Source organism: Vallitaleaceae bacterium 9-2 (genome assembly GCA_038396585.1).
Lineage (GTDB): Bacteria > Bacillota > Clostridia > Lachnospirales > Vallitaleaceae > UBA1351.
The window spans coordinates 2527561-2549622 of sequence record CP121691.1 but is presented as its reverse complement, the minus strand read 5'-3'; the positions used below and the strand labels follow the sequence as shown (position 1 = coordinate 2549622).

The following is a 22062-nucleotide window of genomic DNA, read 5'->3' as shown; positions in this document are numbered from 1 at the left end:
TGTTTATGGAAAATCAATTTAAAGCGTTAGGCGTATCGGATGAAATTATTCAAGGGATTACGGAGATGGGATTTGAAGAACCGACGATAGTTCAAAAAGAGAGTATTCCTTTTATACTGAGTAAAAAAGACCTGATTGTCCGTTCAAAAACAGGAAGTGGAAAAACAGGTGCTTTTGGTATGCCAATCACACAACGTGTAAATCCCCAAGTAAAAGACGTACAGGCCCTTATTCTTTCGCCGACTAGAGAGTTAGCGGTGCAAGTGGATAAAGAGATACGCATGATGGCAAAAGCAACAAAAGTATCAACAACTGCAGTGTATGGTCAGCATAACATTCAAACAGAAATTGAACAATTAAAAAAAGGTGTACATATTGTGACAGGAACACCTGGACGTGTGTTTGACCATATGGAGCGAGGAACATTAAAAACTGAACATATTGAGTTTTTGGTATTAGATGAAGGAGACCGAATGCTTGATATGGGATTTTACGACCAAATTGTAAAAATCATCAAACATCTTCCGACAAAAAGAACAACACTCTTATTTTCAGCAACAATGCCGGCAGAAATACAAAAGATTTGCCGAAAATATATGGATAATCCTTTGACTATTGAGTTAGAGTCTGAGACCAAAACAGTCGATACGATAGAACAAATCTACTATCGAGTTGAAAAAAATGAAAAGCGCAAACAATTATCACGAATTATACGTGCAGAAAATCCAACAGGTGTCATTGTTTTTTGTAATATGCGCCGTGAGGTTGACCGTGTAAAGCAATATCTTGCGAATGGAGGATTCAATGTTGAAGCATTACATGGAGCGATTAGTCAGAATAAACGTTTAAAAACCATTCAAAAGTTAAAAAAAGGAAAAATTCAAGTACTTGTCGCAACAGATGTTGCAGCACGTGGTATACATGTTGACGAGTTAAGCCATGTAATTAACTATGATATACCTGTAGAAAAAGACAGTTATGTACATCGTATTGGACGAACAGGACGTGCAGGCAATAGTGGAAAAGCCATATCATTAGTTACAGCGGATGATGTGATGAGCTTATATGAAATTGAAGAACATGTTGGACGTTTAATCGAAGAATCTGAATTACCGGTTCACGTGCCGGCTTTACCTGGAGCGAATAAAACGCATAAAACGGCAAAGCCAAAAAGTGCGCCAAAGCACCAACATATGCCAAAGCATCAACATACATCAAAACCACAACAAACTTCCCATGCAGTTAAAAAGCGGGTTCCGGAGATTTCAGTTGAAATTGTCCATAAAAAGAAAACTCAGTCCACCCATAATGAGGGGACTGAGGCAAATACGGTTAAGGCAAGTACGCAAAAGTTATCTTGGTTACAACGTGTAAAGCACTTTTTGAAAAAAGCTTAACCGATAATTCGAAAAACAAGACTGGCCATATATGCAACATAGGCTAAAGACATAAAAATTCCTTCTTTGCGTGTGATTTTTTTCCCAGTGTACATAATGGGAAGGACAACAACCATTGCAAGGGTTAAGATGCTTAAATCAAGAATACTAGATCGATCAATAATGACTGGATTTATAACAGCCGAGACACCTAGAACGAGAAGTAAATTAAAAATGTTTGAACCGATGATATTGCCTACGGCAATATCATTTTCGCCTTTTCGAGCAGCAACAACAGAGGTGATAAGCTCTGGTAGAGAAGTACCGATAGCGACAATGGTCAATCCGATAATAACTTCAGATAGTCCCAAAGTTCGTGCAATACCTACAGCGCCTGTTACCGTTAAGTCTGATCCCCAAATGATGGCCGCCATTCCTATAACGGTTAATATAAGACTTCGGGGAAGGGACATCTCAGAGATCTCTTCAAATGTTCCTTCTTCTTTGCCTAAGACAATAATCTCGAGCATAGAATAAAAGTAGATGGCAAAAAGAATGAGAAGAATTAAACCATCAACACGTGAGATGACATTAGGTGTCTGATCAATGGTCAGGTCAAGAGCCATAAACAGCGTAGCAACTGTAGCTATAATGGCAAACGGCATTTCTTTTAGAATCGTTTTTAGACGAATGCTAATAGGCGTAATTGCCGCTGATAAACCCAAGACCAGTAAAATGTTAAGAATGTTGGAGCCAATAACATTTCCAAAGACCAAACCGTTTGATTTGTCAAGAGCAGCGTTAATACTTACAGCAAGTTCTGGAGCACTTGTTCCAAAAGCAACCAAGGTTAATCCAATAACCATCGTAGAGATATTAAAGCGTCTAGCGATAGAGGCGGCGCCGTCAACAAAAAAGTCAGCACCTTTGACCAGTAGTAAAAAACCAATAATGAGTAAAACAATATCCATAATTCACTCTCCTTTTAAAATAAAACATAAAAAAACTCTACAACTATTAAAAGTTGTAGAGTCTCACTAAACAAATTCTTGTCACCAAAGCCGGGATTATACAATCCGTAATGACGACTTTGATACCGTTGGGCAAGTTACTCCCTCTAAACTACCTTAATTCTATATCATCTCCTCTTATTTTGCAAGATAAAAATAAAATGACTTAATACTTATAAAGTGTTTTTTCGATATTGGGCCGGGCTCATTCCGGTTTGTTTTTTAAAAACATTGGAAAAATAGGCTGAATTGCAATATTCTAGTACGTAGGCAATTTCCGTTATTTTTAATGTTGAAAATTCTAAAAAATTTTTGGCAATAGCTATTTTTCGTTCTTGTATATAGGTGGTTATAGATACTCCAACTTCCTTGTGAAAAAGGTTGGATAAGTAATCTGCGGATAAATGTGTCATGTCAGCAAGTTCTTTTACCGTAAGTTTTGATGTGGCATTTTCAGAAATATAGCGAATGACCTTTGAGATGGCTTGGGAATAATGATGGGTCTTGGTCGCATTAACTAAGCCAATAAAATCCTTGACCATCGAATATTCAAAAGCCTCCAGTTGTTCGATGTCTTCGAACAATTCGATTTTTTTGATAAAGTGATCACTTAAATCAAAAGCATCTTCAGGAGTAACACCTGCACGAATAATGGCTCGAGTAAAGATTGTGCAAGAAGCAATCATTGAGTTTTTCATAGACCGTAAAGAATTTGATGATAAAGCCGCACGGTCTAAACCATTAATCTGAGCTAATGTGGTCAATGCCTCAGAAAGTAAACCTAAGCTGATTTCACTTAATAATTTTGTCTCTAATGAATAGGGAGGATGCTTATATTCCATGTCCATATTCTTTAATTTTTCTTTGATTAGAGAACGATTCATACAATCCCTCATTTCATATAAGATATATACAAATTATATCAGAAAAACATAAGAAATAATATAGAAAAATAGATATAATTATCAGTACAAGGATTTGGGAATGTATAAATAATCCTTAGAACAAAGATAAACATAGTATCAAATTGTAAGAAATACACAAAAGCGATGATCTATAAAGGAGGAAGTATTATGAAAAAAGCTTTATCGTTACTATTGGTCATGAGTTTATTAATTCTGGTATTTGCAGGATGTGGCAAAAAGGTTGAAGAATCGGTGGTTATCTACCAAAACAAAGTAGAAATTGGCGAGCAGCTCACGGCATTTGCAAAAGCCTATGAAGAAGAAACCGGGATCAAAGTCGATGTGAAGACATCAGGTGGAGACTCACCTTATGCTGAAAACTTAAAAGCGGAATTCCAGTCCGATCGTCAACCAGACATATTTGTTATTGAAGGTATGGGCGGTTACAACACATGGTCTTCAAAACTTGAACCTTATGAAGATCAAGAGTGGATGGATTTAACAAACCTTGAATTTACTGTTGACGGTGTTGTCTATGGATTCCCTGTTGCGGTAGAGGCTTGGGGAATGGCATATAATGCTGACTTATTAAGTCAAGCGGGCATAGATCCAGCAACATTAACTTCTCAAGAAGCATATCGTGCAGCCTTTGAAAAAATTGACGGTATGAAAGATACGTTAGGGATTGATTCAGTTGTTGCGATGGCAGCAGGTCCTGATATGCGTTGGGTAACAGGATTACATAACTTTAATGGATATCTTTCAGCTGGGTTGCCATATGGCGATACAACAGTTTTGGATAAATTAAACAATGGTGAGGCGGATGTAGCGAGACTAACAGAATATGCAGATTGGGTTGAATTATTATTTGAATATGCAGATGAAGCTGTGTTAATCACTGGTAACTATGATGCGCAGGTTGGACAGTTTGGAACTGGAAAATCGGTATTTATTCATCAAGGAAACTGGATTGATCCTTGGTTAGTGGATAACGGCATTGATTTCCCTATGGGCTTTGCACCACATGCAAGTGTCAAAGGCGAACATAATGCAATTTTCATCGGTGCACCATCATTCTATGTTATTAATAGTGATAGTGAGAACAAAGAAGCCGCTAATGCGTTTTTAAACTATATGGCTACAAACCAAGCAGGTCATGATTATATGGTTAATGAAGCGAAGATGGTCCCTGCATTTACAAATGTTACATTGACACCGGATACTCCATTATCAGCAAGTGCAGCTGAATGGTTACAAAAACCAAACGGTTCCTATACATGGTTGCAAAATGATATGCCGGATGGATTTGGAATGAATACCCTTGGACCTATTTATGAAAGTTTCGCAAAAGGAGATTTGACAAAAGAAGAATTTATCGATCAACTTGTTAAGCAGATAGAAGAGATAAAATAATTTAAAAGATAGATGAGGGATGTGGGATTTCTCACATCCCTCATAATTATTACGTATCTCTTTTACCATTCTGACATGTAAAGGAGCAGCTTATGAATAGATATACAAAGGATAAAATTGTCTTTTGGGCTTTTCTAGCACCGGCATTATTCGCTTTTAGCGTTGTTGTAATTATTCCCTTTATTATGGGGATTTATTATTCAATGACCGATTGGACGGCGGTTGCAGGGCTAGAGGTCAATTGGATTGGTTTTGAAAACTATAAAAACATGCTTTCGGATAAAGCGTTTCAATACTCGTTTATTCGAACCTTCTTATTTACTTTTGTCAGTGTTATCACGGTAAATGGTGTAGCTATGATTCTAGCTATTTTAGTTACCCGTGAAGTGAAATTTAAAAGTTTTTATCGGGCAGGATTTTTTGTACCTAATTTAATTGGTGGTTTGGTACTGGGATATATTTGGCAGTTTATTTTTAAAAGTGTTGTTCCGGCCATTGGAAGTCTTGTGGGATCATCTGCCCTTGAAGATGTGCTTATTCTTGCAGATCCTGAATTGGCATTAATGGGACTAATTATGGCATTTACTTGGCAATATGCAGGGTATATTATGATGATTTATGTGGCGGCGCTTTTAAATGTTCCTCAAGAGCTAATTGAAGCAAGTGAAATTGACGGGGCAAATTATTGGCATCGATTTAAAAGTATTACATTGCCGATGATAGCGCAGGCGTTTACAATTACATCATTTTTAACCCTAGTCAATTCCTTTAAGCAATATGATATTATTGTTGCGCTTACCAATGGAGGACCATCAGCAACTTTTCGTGGTGAAATTGTAAATTCGACTGAACTTTTAGCGATGCATATTTATAATGTGGCATTTAAGTTTAACAATATGGCTGAAGGACAAGCTAGAGCGATTGTATTTTTTGTCATATTGTCCGTTATGTCTATGGCACAAGTGCATTATAACAAGAAGAAAGAGGTGGAAATATAATGTTTAAAAAACGAAAAGTCCTTAATATTGTATTGACATTTATAACGTTGATAATGTTTTTAATTGCCATGTTTCCTTTTTTTATTGTTGTTATTAATGCGGCAAAAGCATCTCTTGAGATTATTACAGATCCCATAGCCTTACCAGAACGTTGGGGTCAATTATTTATCAATATGGCAGACATTTGGAGTCGGCCAAGCATTGAATACTCCTCAAGTGTTTTTTCATCGGTGGTTATTACTGTTGGATCCTTGGTGACTATTTCAGTTTTTTCTGCCATGGCGGCATGGGTTTTGGTGCGGACAAAAACAAAAGTATCAGGATTTATCTTTTTACTTTTTTTAAGTGGACTCATCATTCCATTTCAAGTGGTCATGTTTCCACTGGTTGCATTGTTTCGAATGATATATGAAGCTACGGGCTTACGAATGCTTCGAACTTATCATGGAATGATTTTTGCTTACATTGGATTTGGTACGCCATTGTCTGTCTTTATGTTTCATGGATTTATTAAGTCTGTTCCTCTTGAACTTGAGGAAGCATCAACGATTGATGGGTGCACAAAACCTCAGACTTTCTTCAAAATTATTTTACCGATTTTAAAACCTATTTTTGTTACAGTCATTATCTTAAATGGTATTTGGATTTGGAATGACTTCTTATTACCATCGCTTATTCTTGGTATCGGACAAGATATTCAGACGATTCCACTTGCCATTATGGCCTTTGCAGGATCCTTTGTTAAAAAGTGGGATTTAATTATGACAGCGGTTTTAATGGCAGCCATCCCTATCATTGTCGGATTCTTACTTGCACAAAAACATATTATTAAAGGTATGGTATCAGGATCAATCAAGTAAATATCAATGTTTGAAAAGAAGTTTAGGAGAGGGCAGATGAAAAATTCAAAGTTAACAAATGAACAGTTACTCGTTGATGAAAGTTTGCAATTTGTTGGAAATGGATATCTTGGATTACGAGGAAACTTTGAAGAAGGATATCCTAGCGATTTTCAAACGATACGTGGAACATATATCAATGGTTTTTATGAAGATGTTGAGATAAAGTATGGAGAAAGCGCTTATGGATTTCCAAAGACAGCCCAGAAAATGCTGAATCTAATAGATGGGCAGACAATTATTCTGCGCATTGATGATGAAGAATTTTCTTTGTTTGATGGAAAGGTTGTGATGTTGGAACGCAAGCTAAATATTATGGAAGGTTACAATGTCCGTCACATAGAGTGGATATCTCCAAAAGGTCATCATATTGTCATACGTATTCGAAAGATGGCATCTTTTGAACAATTAGAACTTGCTGTCATAGAGTATATGATTACATCGATGAACTATTCGGGAGATATCTCTATTTTATCGACGCTAAATGGACATGTCAATAACTATGCAGATAAGAATGATCCTCGAGTGTCTTCTGAACGTGAACGATGGCTATTGGTTGAACAGGTGCATGTGGAGAATAATGCCTTGGGCCAGATAACGAGTAAGACGCGTCATTCGAATTTGTTTGTGACAGCATCGATGTCACATGATATTGACATGGACTATGAAGTTCAAGAAGAGAGTGTTGTTGCATTTAAACATGCTTCGATTAAGCAAGGGGAATCCCTGACATTTTCAAAGTTTCTTGTATATACAGATAGCATCCGTACACCGGTATATGAAGAAAGTGGAAGACAGATCATTCATAAGGCAATACAACACTCGAGTGCGTATTGGTTTAGCCAACAAAAAAAGCATTTGGAAGCCTTTTGGGAAGTGGCTAGGATTGAACTTGAGGGCGATGAATCTGTTGAAGAAGCATTAAATTACAGTGTATATCAGTTATATGCCTCAGCTGGTCGGGATAAGTTCTCCAATATCTGTGCAAAGGGATTAAGTGGGGAAGGATATGAAGGGCATTATTTTTGGGATACAGAGATATATATGCTGCCCTTTTTTTCTCTAACGCATCCTAAAATAGCTAAAAACTTATTAGCATTTAGATATCAAACGTTAAATCAAGCAAGAGAACGGTCGGTGATGATGGGGCACAAAACTGGAGCGAAGATACCCTGGAGAACCATTGCGGGAACGGAATGTTCGGCGTATTTTCCGGCGGGAAGTGCACAGTATCATATTAATGCAGATGTAGCTTATGCCTATATTCAATATTATCTTTTCACAAAGGATATAGATTTTGTAAAACAAGCGGGCTTTGAAGTTATTTTTGAGACAGCTCGAATTTGGCTGGAAATCGGTCATTTTGACAAGGATAATCAGTTCAAAATACCGGCGGTGACAGGACCTGATGAATATAGCGCAATTGTGAATAATAATTTTTATACAAATGCAATGGCACGATACCATTTGTATTGGGCGACAAAATTTGCCGATGAGTTAAATATTACAGATCCAGACTGGTTTCAAGAGTACAAAAAACGTCTACAGATAAAAAATGAAGAACTACGAATGATGGAAAAGGCCTATCAACAAATGTATCTGCCTTTTTCAGAAGAACTAGGGATTTTTTGGCAAGATGATTCCTTCAAAGATAAGGCGGATTGGGATTTTGAACATACACCTAAAGATAAATATCCGCTGCTACTACATTATCACCCATTGACTATCTATAGATATCGGGTTTTGAAGCAAGCAGATACGCTATTGGCATATTTTTTGTTGGATAATGTTCCTTTGGATATTATGGAGCGTTCTTATGACTACTATGAAAGATTAACAACCCACGATTCAAGTCTCTCACCATGTGTACACAGTATCATGGCGGCAAAGTTGAATAGAGTGGAAAAAGCCTATACGTTTTTTATGAAAACAGTGCGTTTGGATTTAGATAATTTGCACCATAATACAAAAGATGGATTGCATATTGCCAATGCCGGAGGCGCTTATATGAGCATTGTCTACGGATTTGGAGGTTTGCGTATTAAAGAAGACGGTATAAGTCTTCATCCAATTATGCCTAGAGAGTGGAAAAAGCTTCGGTTTAGATTTCGCTATCAGCAAGCGCTGGTGACAATCACTATGGCTGACCAAATTACACTCCATACATCAAAACCCGTTGAAATTATCGTTTATGGTCAAAGATATAGCGTTGAAAATCAAATCCATATTCGGTATCCGATGGAGGCAAAATAAAGAGGTGGTTCGATGAATTTAGAAGCAGTAAAACACTTAAAAGAAGAATATCTGTCCATATATGGAGAATATGGTGGCGACGAAGCGAGTTTCAATGCATTGTTTGATACAATCGTCAGCCGTATGAAAAGCCGTCCAAAGCAATTGCATCGCTTAGACCTTAGAGAACATGATTGGTTTATGAGTGAGAAAATGGTTGGAATGATGCTGTATGTTGATTTGTTTGCGGATAACTTAATGGGGCTAGTGGATAAGATAGACTACCTAAAGGAGTTAGGCATCACCTATGTACACCTTATGCCACTTCTATTGCCCAGAAAAGGAGAAAATGATGGTGGATATGCGGTAGAAAATTATAAAGAGATTGATCCATCTTTAGGCTCTTTGACAGAGTTTAAAAAGGTGCTTAGTGCCTTTAGGGAACAAGAGATTGATGTGTGTATCGATTATGTGCTAAACCATACAGCAGACACCCACGAATGGGCGCTAAAGGCTTTAGAAGGAGATCAAAAATATCAGGATATGTACATTATGTATGACAATCGCGAAATACCGGATATTTATGACCAATTTGTCCCGGAGGTATTGCCCGATAAGAACCCTGGTAATTTTACATATGTAGAAAAAATAAACAAGTGGGTTTTTACATCCTTTAGTTCATTTCAATGGGATTTGAATTTTAAGAATCCATATGTTTTTGAACAGATGGTCGATGTAATGCTGTTTATTGCTAATTTGGGTGTAAATATGATTCGTTTGGATGCGATTGCATTTATGTGGAAGGAACCGGGAACAACGTGTAGAAATTTAAAACAGGCACATGAATTACTGCATCTATTCCATTTAGTCAAAGAAATTGCATGTCCTTCGGTGGCATTACTTGGAGAAGCCATTGTTGAACCGGATGAAATCTTTAAGTATTTTGGTCATGTGGAGGAACAAAGCGTTCACCAACGTATTGAGTGCGGTGTTTTATATAATGCAAATTTAATGGTGGACTTGTTTAATTCACTGGCGACGAGAGACACACGGCTGCTAACATCCGATGCACAACGCTACCATATTCCAAAAACAGGATGCTTTATGAACTATATACGATGTCATGATGATATCGGGTGGGGATTTAATGAAGATACCGTTGAATATTTTGGAATGAATCCGTATTTACATAAGCAATTTTTGATTGATTTTTATGCAGGGCGATTTGCAGGAAGCTTTTCCAAAGGAGAGATATATCAGTATAATCCAAAGAATCATGATGCGCGCACAAATGGAACATTGGCTTCTCTGTTAGGACTTGAAATAGCCAAAGAGCGTCATGATGAGCGGGAACGCGAACTTGCACATTATCGTATTAAACTTATTTTGGCGCTGATTTTTTCCCAACCGGGAATTCCGCTACTATATAGCGGCGACGAAATTGCGACGCTGAATGATCAAAGCTATAAAAAAGATATGCATAAACAGGCAGAAGGGCGATGGGTTCATCGTGCAAAGTTTGATTGGAAAAGAGCAAAAAAACGTCATGACTTACATACAGACGAAGGACGTGTTTTTCAGTATGTTAAGAAAATAAGTGCAATTCGAAGGGGCCATCCTATTTTTAATAGTAAAGCGGAATATGAGATATTGACCTTTGATAATATACATGTATATGGATTTGTTAAGCGGACCAAGGAACGAACGATGATTTGTTTATTCAATTTTAGTGAAAATCATCAATATTTTTCAGTGGATCAGCTTAGGGATATTACGCATAAAACTATTTTATCAGACTTAATTACAGATAAAATGGTTACAATGAATGAAGCGCAGTTTAAACTTTTTCCATATGAAAGTTTATGGTTGGTATAGACAATTCTCATAAAAATCAGAAAGTTGACTTAAAAAGCTTAACTTTCTGATTTTTTTCAGCTATAATAGTAATTTGAAACAATGAATGAAAGAGAGGTTTTTTATAATGATTGGAACACGTGGGCATGATATAGCAGAGAATGTATCGGCAGAGGACTTGGCAGCGCGTCTTGAACTTCAAGGCCTTGAATCGGTACAGCTGGTTGCATATAAATCTATTGAAGGTGTATCAGATACAGCAGGGTTTTTATCGGCAGGAAAGGCGTTTAAAATTGGACAGGCATTTAAAAAGCACAATATCCACATTGGTCTCATAGGAAGTTACTTTAACTTACTGGATGAAGAGGTTGTTGAACAAGGGATGGCACGATTTAAAGAATATCTTGTCTATGGTAAAGAACTTGGTGGATATCTTGTAGGAACAGAAACGGGGTCCTATATGAAGAACTGGACATACCATCCGGATAATCACTCGGAAAAAGCTTATCAATCAGTTCTAAAAATCTTCCAAGAGCTTGTTGAGGTAGCCAAGCATCATGGAATGTGTGTTGGAATCGAAGGTGCATATCATCATGCAATGGGATCACCAAAGCAAGTCAAACGATTAATTGATGCACTGGATTCAACGAATGTTCTTGCCATACTCGACCCATACAACTTCTTGTGTATGGATAACTACACCCGATGCAATGAAATTATTCAAGAAGCTTTTGAACTTTATGGTGACAAAATAGCTGTATTTCATGCCAAAGACTTTATTGTTGAAAACAATACATTAGTTCAGGTTCCTGTTGGCGATGGAATCATGGATTATTCTTTTATAAAAACAATGATTCAAAAATACAAACCAGGCTTAGATATTATTATTGAAGGACAAACAGGTTCTGGGCTTAAAAAAAGTCAGGAATTTTTAACAAAATTATTAAAATAATATAATCATAAAGGGCTGTAACACGATTGTAAGACTGTATTTACCATATGGTCTTACAATTTTTTTTATATTACGTTATAATATAAGCAGTGTGCTGTATAAGGAGGAAGCATGAATGATATAGGAATTGTATATGGAATAATAAACGGAATTACTTTCTTTATATATGGAATTGACAAGGTAAAGGCAATAAATAACAAGTATAGAATTCCTGAAAAAGTCTTGCTTTTATGGGCTTTTTTAGGACCGATAGGAGGTTTATTAGGCATGCAGCTTTTTCGTCACAAAACAAAAAAAGCGAAATTTAAGGTAGCCATCCCACTCTTTTTATGTTTGCACTTATTTGTGTTTGCATTTGCGCATCCAGTTTTTGCTACAGAGTCTATGCCATCGTCATGGGCGATTAGTGAGTTTGATGAAGCCAAAGAAAAAGGGTATATTACACAGAATTTGTATGATGACTTACATGAAAATATTTCACGTGAAGAGTTTATAGAGCTTGTTGTTACAGCATTTGAAAAGATGTTTGGAGCATTAGATAGTGTAACAGAAGATGAAAATGTATTTGAGGATACACAAAATCTGTTTGTGATTAAAGGCTACATTTTAGGATTGATACAAGGTAATGACGGATATTTTTATCCGAATCAGGAAATAACAAGGGAAGAAATGATTGTCATTTTTGTTCGTTTGAGTGATGCGATTGAGTTGCGTGCAGAGGTTGAGGTATTATCGGATGCACCGACAAAGTTTGAATTTACAGATAAAGAACAAATATCAGATTGGGCATTGGTAGCGATGAATAAAGCTATCAGTAATGGATTGGTCCGTGGAACACAAAGTGATGATGGAGGAATCTATTTAAAGCCGCAAACGTTAAGTACAAAAGAGGAAGCATTGATATTGAACCTTCGTTTGTTTAAACAATTTGAAAATAATAAGAAACTTGTAAAATACATTAATGAATTTGTTGGAGCTACCGCTTTAGAGCAAGAAGCTATAGACAAGTCAATAAAAGATGAGACAACAAAAGCGTCAAATAATTCATCAGAAACGGTTGGAAGTGTAACGACAGAAGTCCTTCGAATGCGTTCGTCACCATCCCTAGAGAATTCAGATAATATCATTGGAAAATTAACTTTGAATCAGCGTATAACGATTCAAGGCGAAGAAGGCGAATGGTATCTCGTACGTACGCAGAATGCAGTTCAAGGATATGCCCATCAGGATTATATTCGTATCTTAGATGAAGAAGAGTTGAATATGACAAAAAGTATGGAGCAAAAATCCGATGCTGATGTGGATCAGCTTATTGCTTATGCAAAACAATTTATAGGAACTCCGTATCGTTATGGAGGAACAAGTCTGACTAAAGGTATTGACTGTTCTTCATATACACAACAAATCTATGCACCATTTGGTGTGAAGCTTAATCGTTCCTCAAGAGATCAATACTTACAGGGCGATTATGTAGATAAGAGTGCATTGATTCCTGGCGATTTATTATTTTACGGAAAATCCGGACGAGTATCCCATGTAGCGATCTACATAGGAGATGGACAGTCTATCCATGCGACAACAACTTCTGGCGTACGTGTTACTCCGGCCTTTGGGTGGATGAGTCGATTACCTTTTATTGGTGCAAAACGTGTATTATAAGGGGTATAAATAAAAGTTATATTATATGCTTGTATTATAAGTGGTTTGCCTTGACATCTCAAGGTAAACCACTTAAACTATGATTGGGTAAAGTGTTGAATTAGAGCGGTTTACAATATAATATAAGGAGAAAATTATGGGTAAAACAATTGCACAAAAAATATTTGACGCACATCAAATTGATAAGCCATTTGAAGATACGACAATTGTAAAATTAGACGCGGTATTTTGCCATGAAATTACAACGCCAATTGCAATTACAGATTTAATGGCTAGAGGAATGGACCGTGTTTTTGATCCGACAAAGATTAAAGCAGTTATAGATCATGTTACGCCTGCAAAGGACTCAAAAACGGCGGAGCAAGGAAAAATTATACGAGATTGGGCAAGACGGCATAAGATTAAAGATTTCTTTGATATTGGTCGCAATGGTGTATGCCATGCGATTTTTCCTGAAAAAGGCTTTGTACGTCCGGGCTATACAATCATTATGGGAGATAGCCATACATGTACCCATGGAGCTTTTGGGGCTTTTGCGGCAGGGGTTGGGACAACAGATCTTGAAGTTGGGATATTAAAAGGTGTATGTTCTTTTAAAGAACCCAAAACCATGAAATTTGAACTGACAGGGAAATTACCGAAAGGTGTTTATGCGAAAGATGCTATTTTATATATTATTAGTCAAATAGGAGTTAATGGTGCAACCAACTGTGTTATGGAATTCACAGGCAATATTGTCGATGAGATGTCCATGGAATCACGTATGACCTTATGTAATATGGCGATTGAAGCTGGAGGAACGTCGGGTATATGTCATCCGGATATGACGACAGTCAACTATTTATGGCCTTTTATCGAACAAGATTATACATCAAAGGAAGAGGCACTAGAAGATTTTAGTCAGTGGGTATCCGATGAAGACGCACAATATGAAGCGGTATATACCTATGATTTATCTAAGTTAACCCCTATGGTAACGTTTGGATATAAACCGGATCAAGTGAAACCGGTTGAGCAAATGCAAGGGACAAAAATTGATCAAGTTTATATTGGATCATGTACAAATGGGCGGATAGAAGACTTACGCATTGCTGCAAAAGTACTGGAAGGTAAAAAGATAAGTGACACACTACGCGGTGTTTTGTCTCCGGCGACACCAGCTATTTATCAGATGGCTCTAGAGGAAGGCATTATTGATATATTTATGAAAGCAGGCTTTTGCGTAACCAATCCGACGTGTGGAGCGTGTCTTGGGATGAGTAACGGTGTGTTAGCCGAAGGGGAAGCATGTGCATCAACAACGAATCGTAACTTTAACGGGCGTATGGGTCGTGGAGGAATGGTTCACTTGATGAGTCCTGCAACTGCAGCAGCTACGGCTATTGAAGGTGTTATTGTGAACTCGGCATTATTTGAAGGAGGACAATAGATGAAATCATTTAGCGGAAGTGTATTATTTTTAGATCGCAGTGATATTAATACAGATGAGATTATTCCTGCAAAATATTTGACAGAGATTACAAAAGAAGCCCTAAAACCATATCTCCTTGAAGACTTAACCCTAGAAGGATTTGATCCAGCAACAGATATCCTGGATAAAAAAGTGATTATTACGCGTTCAAATTTTGGATGTGGGTCTTCAAGAGAACATGCACCTTGGGCGTTAGAAGTCAATGACATCAATGCAGTATTTGCGGTGGATTTTGCACGGATTTTCCGACAAAATATGTATAACTGTGGTATGTTGGCTGCAGAGTTTAGTGCAGAAGAGATTGAGGACATGTTTGACAGTTTTTCTGGGCAAGCAACAGAAGCAATCGTTGATATTGAGAACGCTACCTTGACCTTGCGATCGGAGACGATCAATAAAGTGTATCCTTTTAAATTAGAAGGGTTTGACAGAGCACTTGTAGAAGCAGAAGGATGGGTTGGATACGCAGATAAAAACTACTAAACATTAATTGACAATCATTATCATTTGGTCCATAATAGAATACAACAATAATCGCTGTGTATTTTTAGAAAGGATGATATTGATGAGCTGTTGTCAAGATAAAAAACAATGTGAACATACCTTAGAAAAAAAAGAGTTAAGAATAAATAGTATCGATATAAGTGAAGGAATTAACCGAACCCCAAATAGAGCCATGCTTAGGGCGGTTGGGTTTAAGGATGAAGATTTTAAGAAGCCGATGATTGGAATAGCAAGTACATGGAGTGAAGTTACGCCATGTAATATTCATATCGATCAGATAGCTCTTCATGCAAAACAAGGAGCTAGAGAAGGTGGAGGCGCACCGATGATTTTTAATACCATTACGGTTGCAGATGGTATTGCAATGGGACATGAAGGTATGCGCTATTCTTTGCCGAGTCGTGAAGTTATTGCAGATTCCATAGAAACCGTCGTTGGGGCAGAGCGTCTTGATGGCTTGGTGGCTATTGGAGGTTGTGACAAAAATATGCCGGGATGCATGATTGGAATAGGTCGACTAAATATCCCGGCTATATTTGTATATGGAGGCACAATTCAGCCAGGAAAATTAGATGGAGAGGCGATTGATATTGTATCTGCTTTTGAAGCTGTAGGGCAATACAACAAAGGGGAAATTGATGCAAAGCGATTGCATGAAATTGAATGTAATGCGTGCCCGGGACCGGGATCGTGTGGTGGGATGTATACAGCAAACACCATGGCATCAGCCATTGAAGCCATGGGTATGTCTTTACCTTATAATGCATCCATTTCAGCTATTGATAGCCATAAATCGGATGAAGCCTCTCGGGCAGGTGCTCAAGTGATTAAACTACTAGAGCAAGGAATCTATCCTAAAGACATCATGACAAAAAAAGCATTTGAAAATGCAATTACAGTTGTTATGGCTCTTGGAGGATCGACCAATGCATTTTTACATTTATTGGGGATAGCCCATTCAGTGGATGTTGATTTAAGTTATGATGATTTTGAACGTATTCGCAAACGTGTTCCTCATCTTGCAGACTTAAAACCTAGCGGCAAATATGTTATGCAGGATTTAAGTAATGTAGGAGGACTGCCGGGTGTTATGAAGATATTATTACGTCAAGGATTACTTCATGGTGAATGCTTGACAGTGACCGGAAAGACATTGGAAGAAAATTTACGAGAATTTCCTGATTTGGATGTACACCAAGAAATCATTCGCGATTTTGAACATCCATTAAAACCAGAAGGTCCCTTATATGTTCTTAAAGGGAATCTTGCCCCGGATGGAGCTGTATGTAAAATGTCAGGGGTACCAGTAAAAACGATGACAGGGCCAGCAAAAGTTTTTGACTCGGAAGAAGAAGCGACAGAGGCATTAATGAAGGATGAAATTGTTGAGAATGATGTTATTGTCATTCGCTATCAAGGTCCTAAGGGTGGTCCGGGAATGCCGGAAATGCTTTCTATAAGTGCGATTGTAATCGGTAAAGGTTTAGGTGGAAAAGTGGCTATGCTTACTGATGGAAGGTATTCAGGAGGTAGTCATGGATTAGTTATCGGTCATATTGCCCCTGAAGCACAAGTTGGAGGACCTATTGCACTTCTTCAAAATTATGATATGATTACTATAGATATAACGACAAATACAATTTATGTCAATCTTAGTGATGAAGAATTTGAAAAGAGACGAAAAGAATGGGTCGAACCGCCTTATCGCTATCAACGTGGTGTGTTAAATAAATACATACGCTTGGTGACATCGGCAGATCGTGGGGCGGTTACAGATTAGGAAAAGGATTTGGTGATATGGACAAAAAGGTAAAGGTCAGATACCGTAAAAAAGAAGGAAAGTACATTGTGGAGTATTCTCGTGTCAAAGATGTCAAAGCGGAACGGTTTTTAATCTTGCAACAAATCAATGCATCACATGACATGTTCGTTGTTCTGGATACAGAGTTACTAGGAACGGCTGAGATGAATAGTGATCGAGATAAGTTGCCGCTTGGCTCAAGAGATGGACAAAATAGTATCATAAGTTTATTTGTCAATAAAGATATTCCCAATAGCATGCGTCATAAATATGTAGACAAGCAGAAAAAAATGTTTGGCGTACCCATGGGAAAATCAGAAAAAAAAGAAGAGGTCAACCTGGCATTTTATTTTGACAAAGGTACCATAGATTATGATGTGTTTGAGCAGCTTCTTTGCTACTATGACTATATGATTGGTATTGAAAGTCTAATACCTATTGAAGAACTTCTAGACCGATTTAACCAAGGTGAGATAACAAGTGTTCAAGGGACCAATTTATTTAAGTATGAGCTCATCGATTCTTTATATATGCAGCATTTTTATACTGACTATAATTTAAACAAATAGACACCTAGTGACTTGTCCCCCAATTTTTAGATTTTTTAGGTCTAAAAGTTGGAGGGAAGCCTAGGTGTCTATTGTTATGCGATATTTTCGATTTTTTCTAAGAAAGCTTCAATAGGTTGATTACCTACGAGCTCATGAGTATCGTTGATGACAATTTTTGGAACGCCGGATACATTATATTTATTTGACAGTTCATTAAAGGTTTGAGCTTCAATCATTTCTGCATGTATATTTTCATTCATCAGCGCTAACTTGTGAGCTTTTTGTACAGCACCCGGACAATGTGGACAACCAAGAGTGATAAATACTTTGATATCAACAGGCTTATTAATGGCCATGATTGCCTTTGTCATTTCTTCAGGTAGTGCACTTTGTGCTCCAGAGACTTCAATAAGTGCAGGAATAAATGAGTTGATTTCATGTCCGGCAGGAATCCCATTGAATTTAATACGTTTGTAGTTACCCTCTTGATCAAGTAAAACAATACTTGGAACCATTTTTACATCATATTCTTGAGCCAATTTGCTGTCATTATCGATGTCATAATTTTTTAGTTCTAATTTATCACTTAAAGGGAGGAGCTCCTCCATAAACTCTTTGGTCTCTTTACATGTAGAGCAGTCATTTTGATCAGTAAATAAGGCGATAGTCACTTTGTTTTGTAGTTGAGAAAATACCTCTCTTAATTGTTGTTGAAGTTCATTATTTAACATTTTCATAAGTAGTCATCCTTTCTTTTGCGTTTAATAGGTTTATATAATCATTGGCGGCTAAAGCTGTTTTAGCACCATCACTTGCTGCAATTATAATCTGTTTGTAGCTGACGGTTGTTAAATCACCGGCGGCAAAGATTCCTGGAACATTGGTCTGTCCTTTTTCGTCGACAATAATTTCACCGGATGCATTCATATCAACAAGGTCAATAAACAACTGACTATTTGGAACGACCCCAATTTCAATAAAGACACCATCACCGGCGATGTCGAATTCACGCTGAGTGTTTTTGTCAAGAACATGAAGATGGCTCAAAAAGTCTTCGCCTTCAATGCTTAATATTTGTGTCTCAAGGTGAATATCAATTTTGTCATTTTGATAGAGTTCATCGACAAGAATCTTATCGGCACGAAACTGGCTACGATGAACCAATGTTACGTGGTTGGCAACTTTGGATAAGTCCAGTGCAGCTTCAACAGCTGAGTTACCACCACCTGCAATAATAACATTTTTGTTTTTGTATAGAGGAGCATCACATATGGCGCAATAAGCAACACCACGACCTGCTAGCCGTTCTTCACCTGGAACATTTAATTTTCGATGATTTGTCCCAGTAGCTAATAAAAGAGTGCGCCCGTGAATTACTTGCCCATCAGCCAAAACTACTTTGTGAGAAGAGGTACCGGGAATGATTTCAACGACTTCGTTATATTCAGCGATAGGTACTTCCAGCTCAAGAACATGGGACTTGAATTCATTGACTAACTCTTCGCCAGTAGCTTTTTGTGTGCCTAGGTAATTTTCGACGGTAGAGGTATTTACAATCTGTCCACCGATTTGTTTGGTGATAATTGCAGTCTCAAGTCCTTTGCGTTTTGCATAAAGCGCAGCGTTAAGACCTGCAGGACCACCGCCAATAATCAAAAAATCATAGAGAGTATCTTCATTGATTTGAGGTTTGTTTGTACTAAAACCCTCAAAGTTAAACTGGAAATTTGATGTCATAATTTTGCCTCCTTATGGTGACGGAACTTGAATTCCGACGTATACACATTTTGTAAGTTACTTTAACAATTTGCTAATTGTTGATTCAGATAGATTGCCAAAAAGCTGTCCTAATTGTTTTAATGATAATGTTGAATGTTTTCTAAATAAACGAATGAGTTCGTTGCGTAAAGGTTTGTCTCTAAGTAATTCATCTATGGACAATCCTCGGTCGATAGTAATGGTTTGAAGCTTGTCTTTTGCTAAATCAAAGGAACGAATACAATTTTGACAATCCTCAAAATAAAATGAGGTTAATTCCTTTGGTGTACTTTGGGTATTATCAAAACATACGGTAAACTGTCTACCCTCCAAATGGTTTTGACGCTGTTTAAACTTTAGTTTAATTTTTGATAAATCTTCATCTGAGGCAATAAGTTCACTTTTGAAGCGATCTTTAAACAATTGTCCTTCACATTTTGTATACATAGCGTAGGAGATGTTGATGCTTTTCATAATCTTTGATATATCTCCGCCGTTTACATCAACGACAAGTTCATAAGTATTATCCGAACTTAAACAATATCCATGGAGTAAGAAACCGTATTTTGCCTGACATGCATTAAGGATATCGGCAAACCGTAACCGATCTGCATCTGTTTGAAAGAGACAACGGCTATGACCGCCATGTTGTTTAATATAATAACGTCCAAATTCATCTTTAATTCGTGCTGTTCTTGCCATGTCATCACCCCTTGTGCATACTTTATTTAGCCTCTTTGTTTATGGATTATCTATAGCATACACGAAGATAAAAGAAAATTCAAGTACCGTCCCCAAATATTTACAGAATGTTCATAGTTTAATAAGCTGTGACATAAAATACCCCTCATATTTTAGGTGAGGGGTAAAGGATTAATACTACTTTATAGCATCTTCATAACGACGTTCAACGGCGTCCCAATTGATAACGTTCCAAAAAGCCTTAATATAATCTGGACGACGGTTTTGATAATTTAGATAATATGCATGTTCCCAGACATCCAGACCAAGAATGACCTCTTTTCCTTCGGAAATAGGGGAGTCTTGATTAGGCGTAGAGGAAATCTCTAATTGACCGTTAGCAAAAGTAAGCCAAGCCCATCCAGAACCAAAACGCGTTGCAGCAGCTTTAGAAAACTGGTCTTTAAAGGCTTCAAAGGAACCAAATGTAGCATTAATTGCTTCTTTTAAGGCTCCCTTAGGTTCGCCGCCACCATTTGGACCGATAATCTCCCAAAAAATCTTATGGTTATAATATCCGCCACCATTATTGATAACGGCTGTTTGAATATCGCTTGGAAGTGATGGAATTGAGGTTAACAGTTCTTCTATATTTTTATCTATATTCTTTCCTTCAAGAGCCGCATTCAAGTTATTTGTATAACCTGCATGGTGCTTGCTATGATGGATTTCCATAGTTGCTTTGTCAATGTGAGGTTCTAATGCATCGTATGCATAGTTTAATTTAGGTAATTCAAAGTTCATAGTTATTTCCTCCTTTAATGAAATGTGAGTAATATATTATATGAAAATGATAATCAATATCATAAAAGAATGATAACATACATTAATTGGAAATGCAAGGGTGTCATAAAAGTTTCCTTGCAAAAAAAAGTATTTATAGGTAGGATAAATGCAAAGGAGGGATTGTATGCGACTGGAGCAAGAGTTTTTTTTACAAGATGCTTTAACGTTGGCCAAGGAGCTTATAGGAAAAGGGTTGGTTCGAGAAATGGATGGGCGGACAATTATTACTCGAATTGTTGAAACCGAAGCATATATTGGACCGGAAGATAAAGGGTGCCATGCGTATAATAATAAGCGTACAAAGCGAACAGAGACAATGTTTTTAGAAGGGGGACATGCGTATATTTATCTTATTTATGGGATGTATTATTGTTTAAATGTAGTAGCAGCCAAAAAAGATAAACCGGAAGCGGTGCTTATTCGAGCGGTAGAACCGCTAGAAGGATTAGAATATATTCAAGAAAATAGAAAAATAAAATCAAATAAGCTTGAAGATTTAACTAATGGACCAGGGAAACTGTGTCAAGCGCTTGGTGTAGATAAGTCTTTAAATGGGAGCAATATGATTTTGGGGACACAGCTATATGTAGTTGAGCTTGAGCAATCGAAAGTAGAAGTGTGTTCAGGGCCACGGATAAATATTGACTATGCACAAGAATATAAAGATGTTCCGTGGAGGTTTTATATTAAAGGGCATCCATTTTTATCACGATGAATAATAAACAAAAAGTAGAAAATTGCATTCTAATGTTGTATAATGATAGAACAAATATAAGGAGGTATTTAATATGGACAATCAGCAACATTATAATGGAGCTCAACATCAAGAGGTAACTGTTGGAGAATGGTTTCTTTCAATGATCATTATGATTATTCCTATTGTAAACATTATTATGATGTTTGTATGGGCATTTGGTAGCGGAACACCTACATGTAAAGCAAACTTCTTTAAAGCTTCATTGATTTTCACTGTAATACTTATTGTTCTTCAAATAGTTGTGTTTATATTATTTGGTGCTGCGATTGCGGCAGGATTTTCAAGTTATTAATTAAGACATATAGTATTATTAAAAGCCATCCCTCGTACGAGGGATGGCTTTTTTTGTACAATCAGTAGAGTATCTAATGAGATTAAAGAAAATAGCAATGAGA

At 37.1% G+C, this 22062-nt stretch carries 20 protein-coding genes; 14 read left to right on the top strand and 6 right to left on the bottom strand.

Annotation, left to right across the window (positions count from 1 at the left end; genetic code table 11):
* Positions 1-5: 5 nt before the first annotated feature.
* The gene (locus QBE53_11940) at positions 6-1397 is read left to right on the top strand and encodes a DEAD/DEAH box helicase (protein WZL80514.1); all 1392 of its coding nucleotides are present in this window, start codon (positions 6-8) and stop codon (positions 1395-1397) included.
* Here QBE53_11940 and QBE53_11935 read toward each other — a convergent pair.
* Together QBE53_11935 and QBE53_11930 are read right to left on the bottom strand one after the other, a co-directional pair.
* Positions 1394-2347 (bottom strand): calcium/sodium antiporter, encoded by a 954-nt coding sequence (locus QBE53_11935; protein WZL80513.1) that lies wholly within the window; start codon positions 2345-2347, stop codon positions 1394-1396. The genes QBE53_11940 and QBE53_11935 overlap by 4 nt on opposite strands.
* Before the next feature lie 212 nt (positions 2348-2559).
* Positions 2560-3270 (bottom strand): AraC family transcriptional regulator, encoded by a 711-nt coding sequence (locus tag QBE53_11930; GenBank protein ID WZL80512.1) that lies wholly within the window; start codon positions 3268-3270, stop codon positions 2560-2562.
* 189 nt (positions 3271-3459) lie between these two features.
* Between QBE53_11930 and QBE53_11925 the strand changes: the two genes are divergently transcribed.
* The 11 genes from QBE53_11925 to QBE53_11875 all read left to right on the top strand — a co-directional run bounded on the left by QBE53_11925 (position 3460) and on the right by QBE53_11875 (position 17643).
* Positions 3460-4704: an ABC transporter substrate-binding protein gene (locus tag QBE53_11925; GenBank protein WZL80511.1), complete on the top strand. Its 1245-nt coding sequence runs from the start codon at positions 3460-3462 to the stop codon at positions 4702-4704.
* 92 nt (positions 4705-4796) lie between these two features.
* Complete coding sequence (locus QBE53_11920) at positions 4797-5702, top strand: sugar ABC transporter permease (GenBank protein ID WZL80510.1); 906 nt, start codon at positions 4797-4799, stop codon at positions 5700-5702.
* A complete protein-coding gene (locus QBE53_11915) occupies positions 5702-6562 on the top strand; it encodes a carbohydrate ABC transporter permease (protein WZL80509.1) in 861 nt (286 codons plus the stop codon). Before QBE53_11920 ends, QBE53_11915 begins: the two co-directional genes overlap by 1 nt.
* 36 nt (positions 6563-6598) lie before the next feature.
* Positions 6599-8854: a glycosyl hydrolase family 65 protein gene (locus QBE53_11910; protein ID WZL80508.1), complete on the top strand. Its 2256-nt coding sequence runs from the start codon at positions 6599-6601 to the stop codon at positions 8852-8854.
* 12 nt (positions 8855-8866) lie between these two features.
* A complete protein-coding gene (locus QBE53_11905) occupies positions 8867-10708 on the top strand; it encodes an amylosucrase (protein ID WZL80507.1) in 1842 nt (613 codons plus the stop codon).
* Between the two features lie 106 nt (positions 10709-10814).
* Positions 10815-11639, top strand: a complete 825-nt coding sequence (locus QBE53_11900) for a sugar phosphate isomerase/epimerase (protein ID WZL80506.1) — start codon at positions 10815-10817, stop codon at positions 11637-11639.
* 111 nt (positions 11640-11750) lie between these two features.
* The gene (locus tag QBE53_11895; GenBank protein WZL80505.1) at positions 11751-13298 is read left to right on the top strand and encodes a DUF1294 domain-containing protein; all 1548 of its coding nucleotides are present in this window, start codon (positions 11751-11753) and stop codon (positions 13296-13298) included.
* Positions 13299-13434: 136 nt separating this feature from the next.
* On the top strand, positions 13435-14727 hold the full coding sequence (locus QBE53_11890) for a 3-isopropylmalate dehydratase large subunit (GenBank protein ID WZL80504.1): 1293 nt from the start codon (positions 13435-13437) through the stop codon (positions 14725-14727).
* Positions 14728-15252, top strand: a complete 525-nt coding sequence (locus tag QBE53_11885) for a 3-isopropylmalate dehydratase small subunit (GenBank protein WZL80503.1) — start codon at positions 14728-14730, stop codon at positions 15250-15252. It abuts the gene before it with no gap.
* 82 nt (positions 15253-15334) lie between these two features.
* On the top strand, positions 15335-17053 hold the full coding sequence (ilvD, locus tag QBE53_11880) for a dihydroxy-acid dehydratase (protein WZL80502.1): 1719 nt from the start codon (positions 15335-15337) through the stop codon (positions 17051-17053).
* A 17-nt stretch (positions 17054-17070) separates the two neighbouring features.
* On the top strand, positions 17071-17643 hold the full coding sequence (locus QBE53_11875; protein WZL80501.1) for a hypothetical protein: 573 nt from the start codon (positions 17071-17073) through the stop codon (positions 17641-17643).
* A gap of 74 nt (positions 17644-17717) precedes the next feature.
* Here the strand turns inward: QBE53_11875 and QBE53_11870 are convergent, their stop codons facing one another.
* The 4 genes from QBE53_11870 to QBE53_11855 all read right to left on the bottom strand — a co-directional run bounded on the left by QBE53_11870 (position 17718) and on the right by QBE53_11855 (position 20868).
* On the bottom strand, positions 17718-18362 hold the full coding sequence (locus QBE53_11870) for a thioredoxin family protein (GenBank protein WZL80500.1): 645 nt from the start codon (positions 18360-18362) through the stop codon (positions 17718-17720).
* Positions 18346-19362 (bottom strand): FAD-dependent oxidoreductase, encoded by a 1017-nt coding sequence (locus QBE53_11865; protein ID WZL80499.1) that lies wholly within the window; start codon positions 19360-19362, stop codon positions 18346-18348. Before QBE53_11865 ends, QBE53_11870 begins: the two co-directional genes overlap by 17 nt.
* 57 nt (positions 19363-19419) lie before the next feature.
* Positions 19420-20085: a hypothetical protein gene (locus QBE53_11860; protein WZL80498.1), complete on the bottom strand. Its 666-nt coding sequence runs from the start codon at positions 20083-20085 to the stop codon at positions 19420-19422.
* Positions 20086-20262: 177 nt separating this feature from the next.
* Entirely contained in the window at positions 20263-20868 is a 606-nt protein-coding gene (locus QBE53_11855) for a superoxide dismutase (protein ID WZL80497.1), read from the bottom strand.
* 166 nt (positions 20869-21034) lie between these two features.
* Here QBE53_11855 and QBE53_11850 point away from each other — a divergent pair, with 166 nt between their 5' ends.
* Together QBE53_11850 and QBE53_11845 are read left to right on the top strand one after the other, a co-directional pair.
* A complete protein-coding gene (locus QBE53_11850; protein WZL80496.1) occupies positions 21035-21625 on the top strand; it encodes a DNA-3-methyladenine glycosylase in 591 nt (196 codons plus the stop codon).
* A gap of 73 nt (positions 21626-21698) precedes the next feature.
* Entirely contained in the window at positions 21699-21959 is a 261-nt protein-coding gene (locus QBE53_11845) for a hypothetical protein (GenBank protein WZL80495.1), read from the top strand.
* Positions 21960-22062 lie beyond the last annotated feature (103 nt).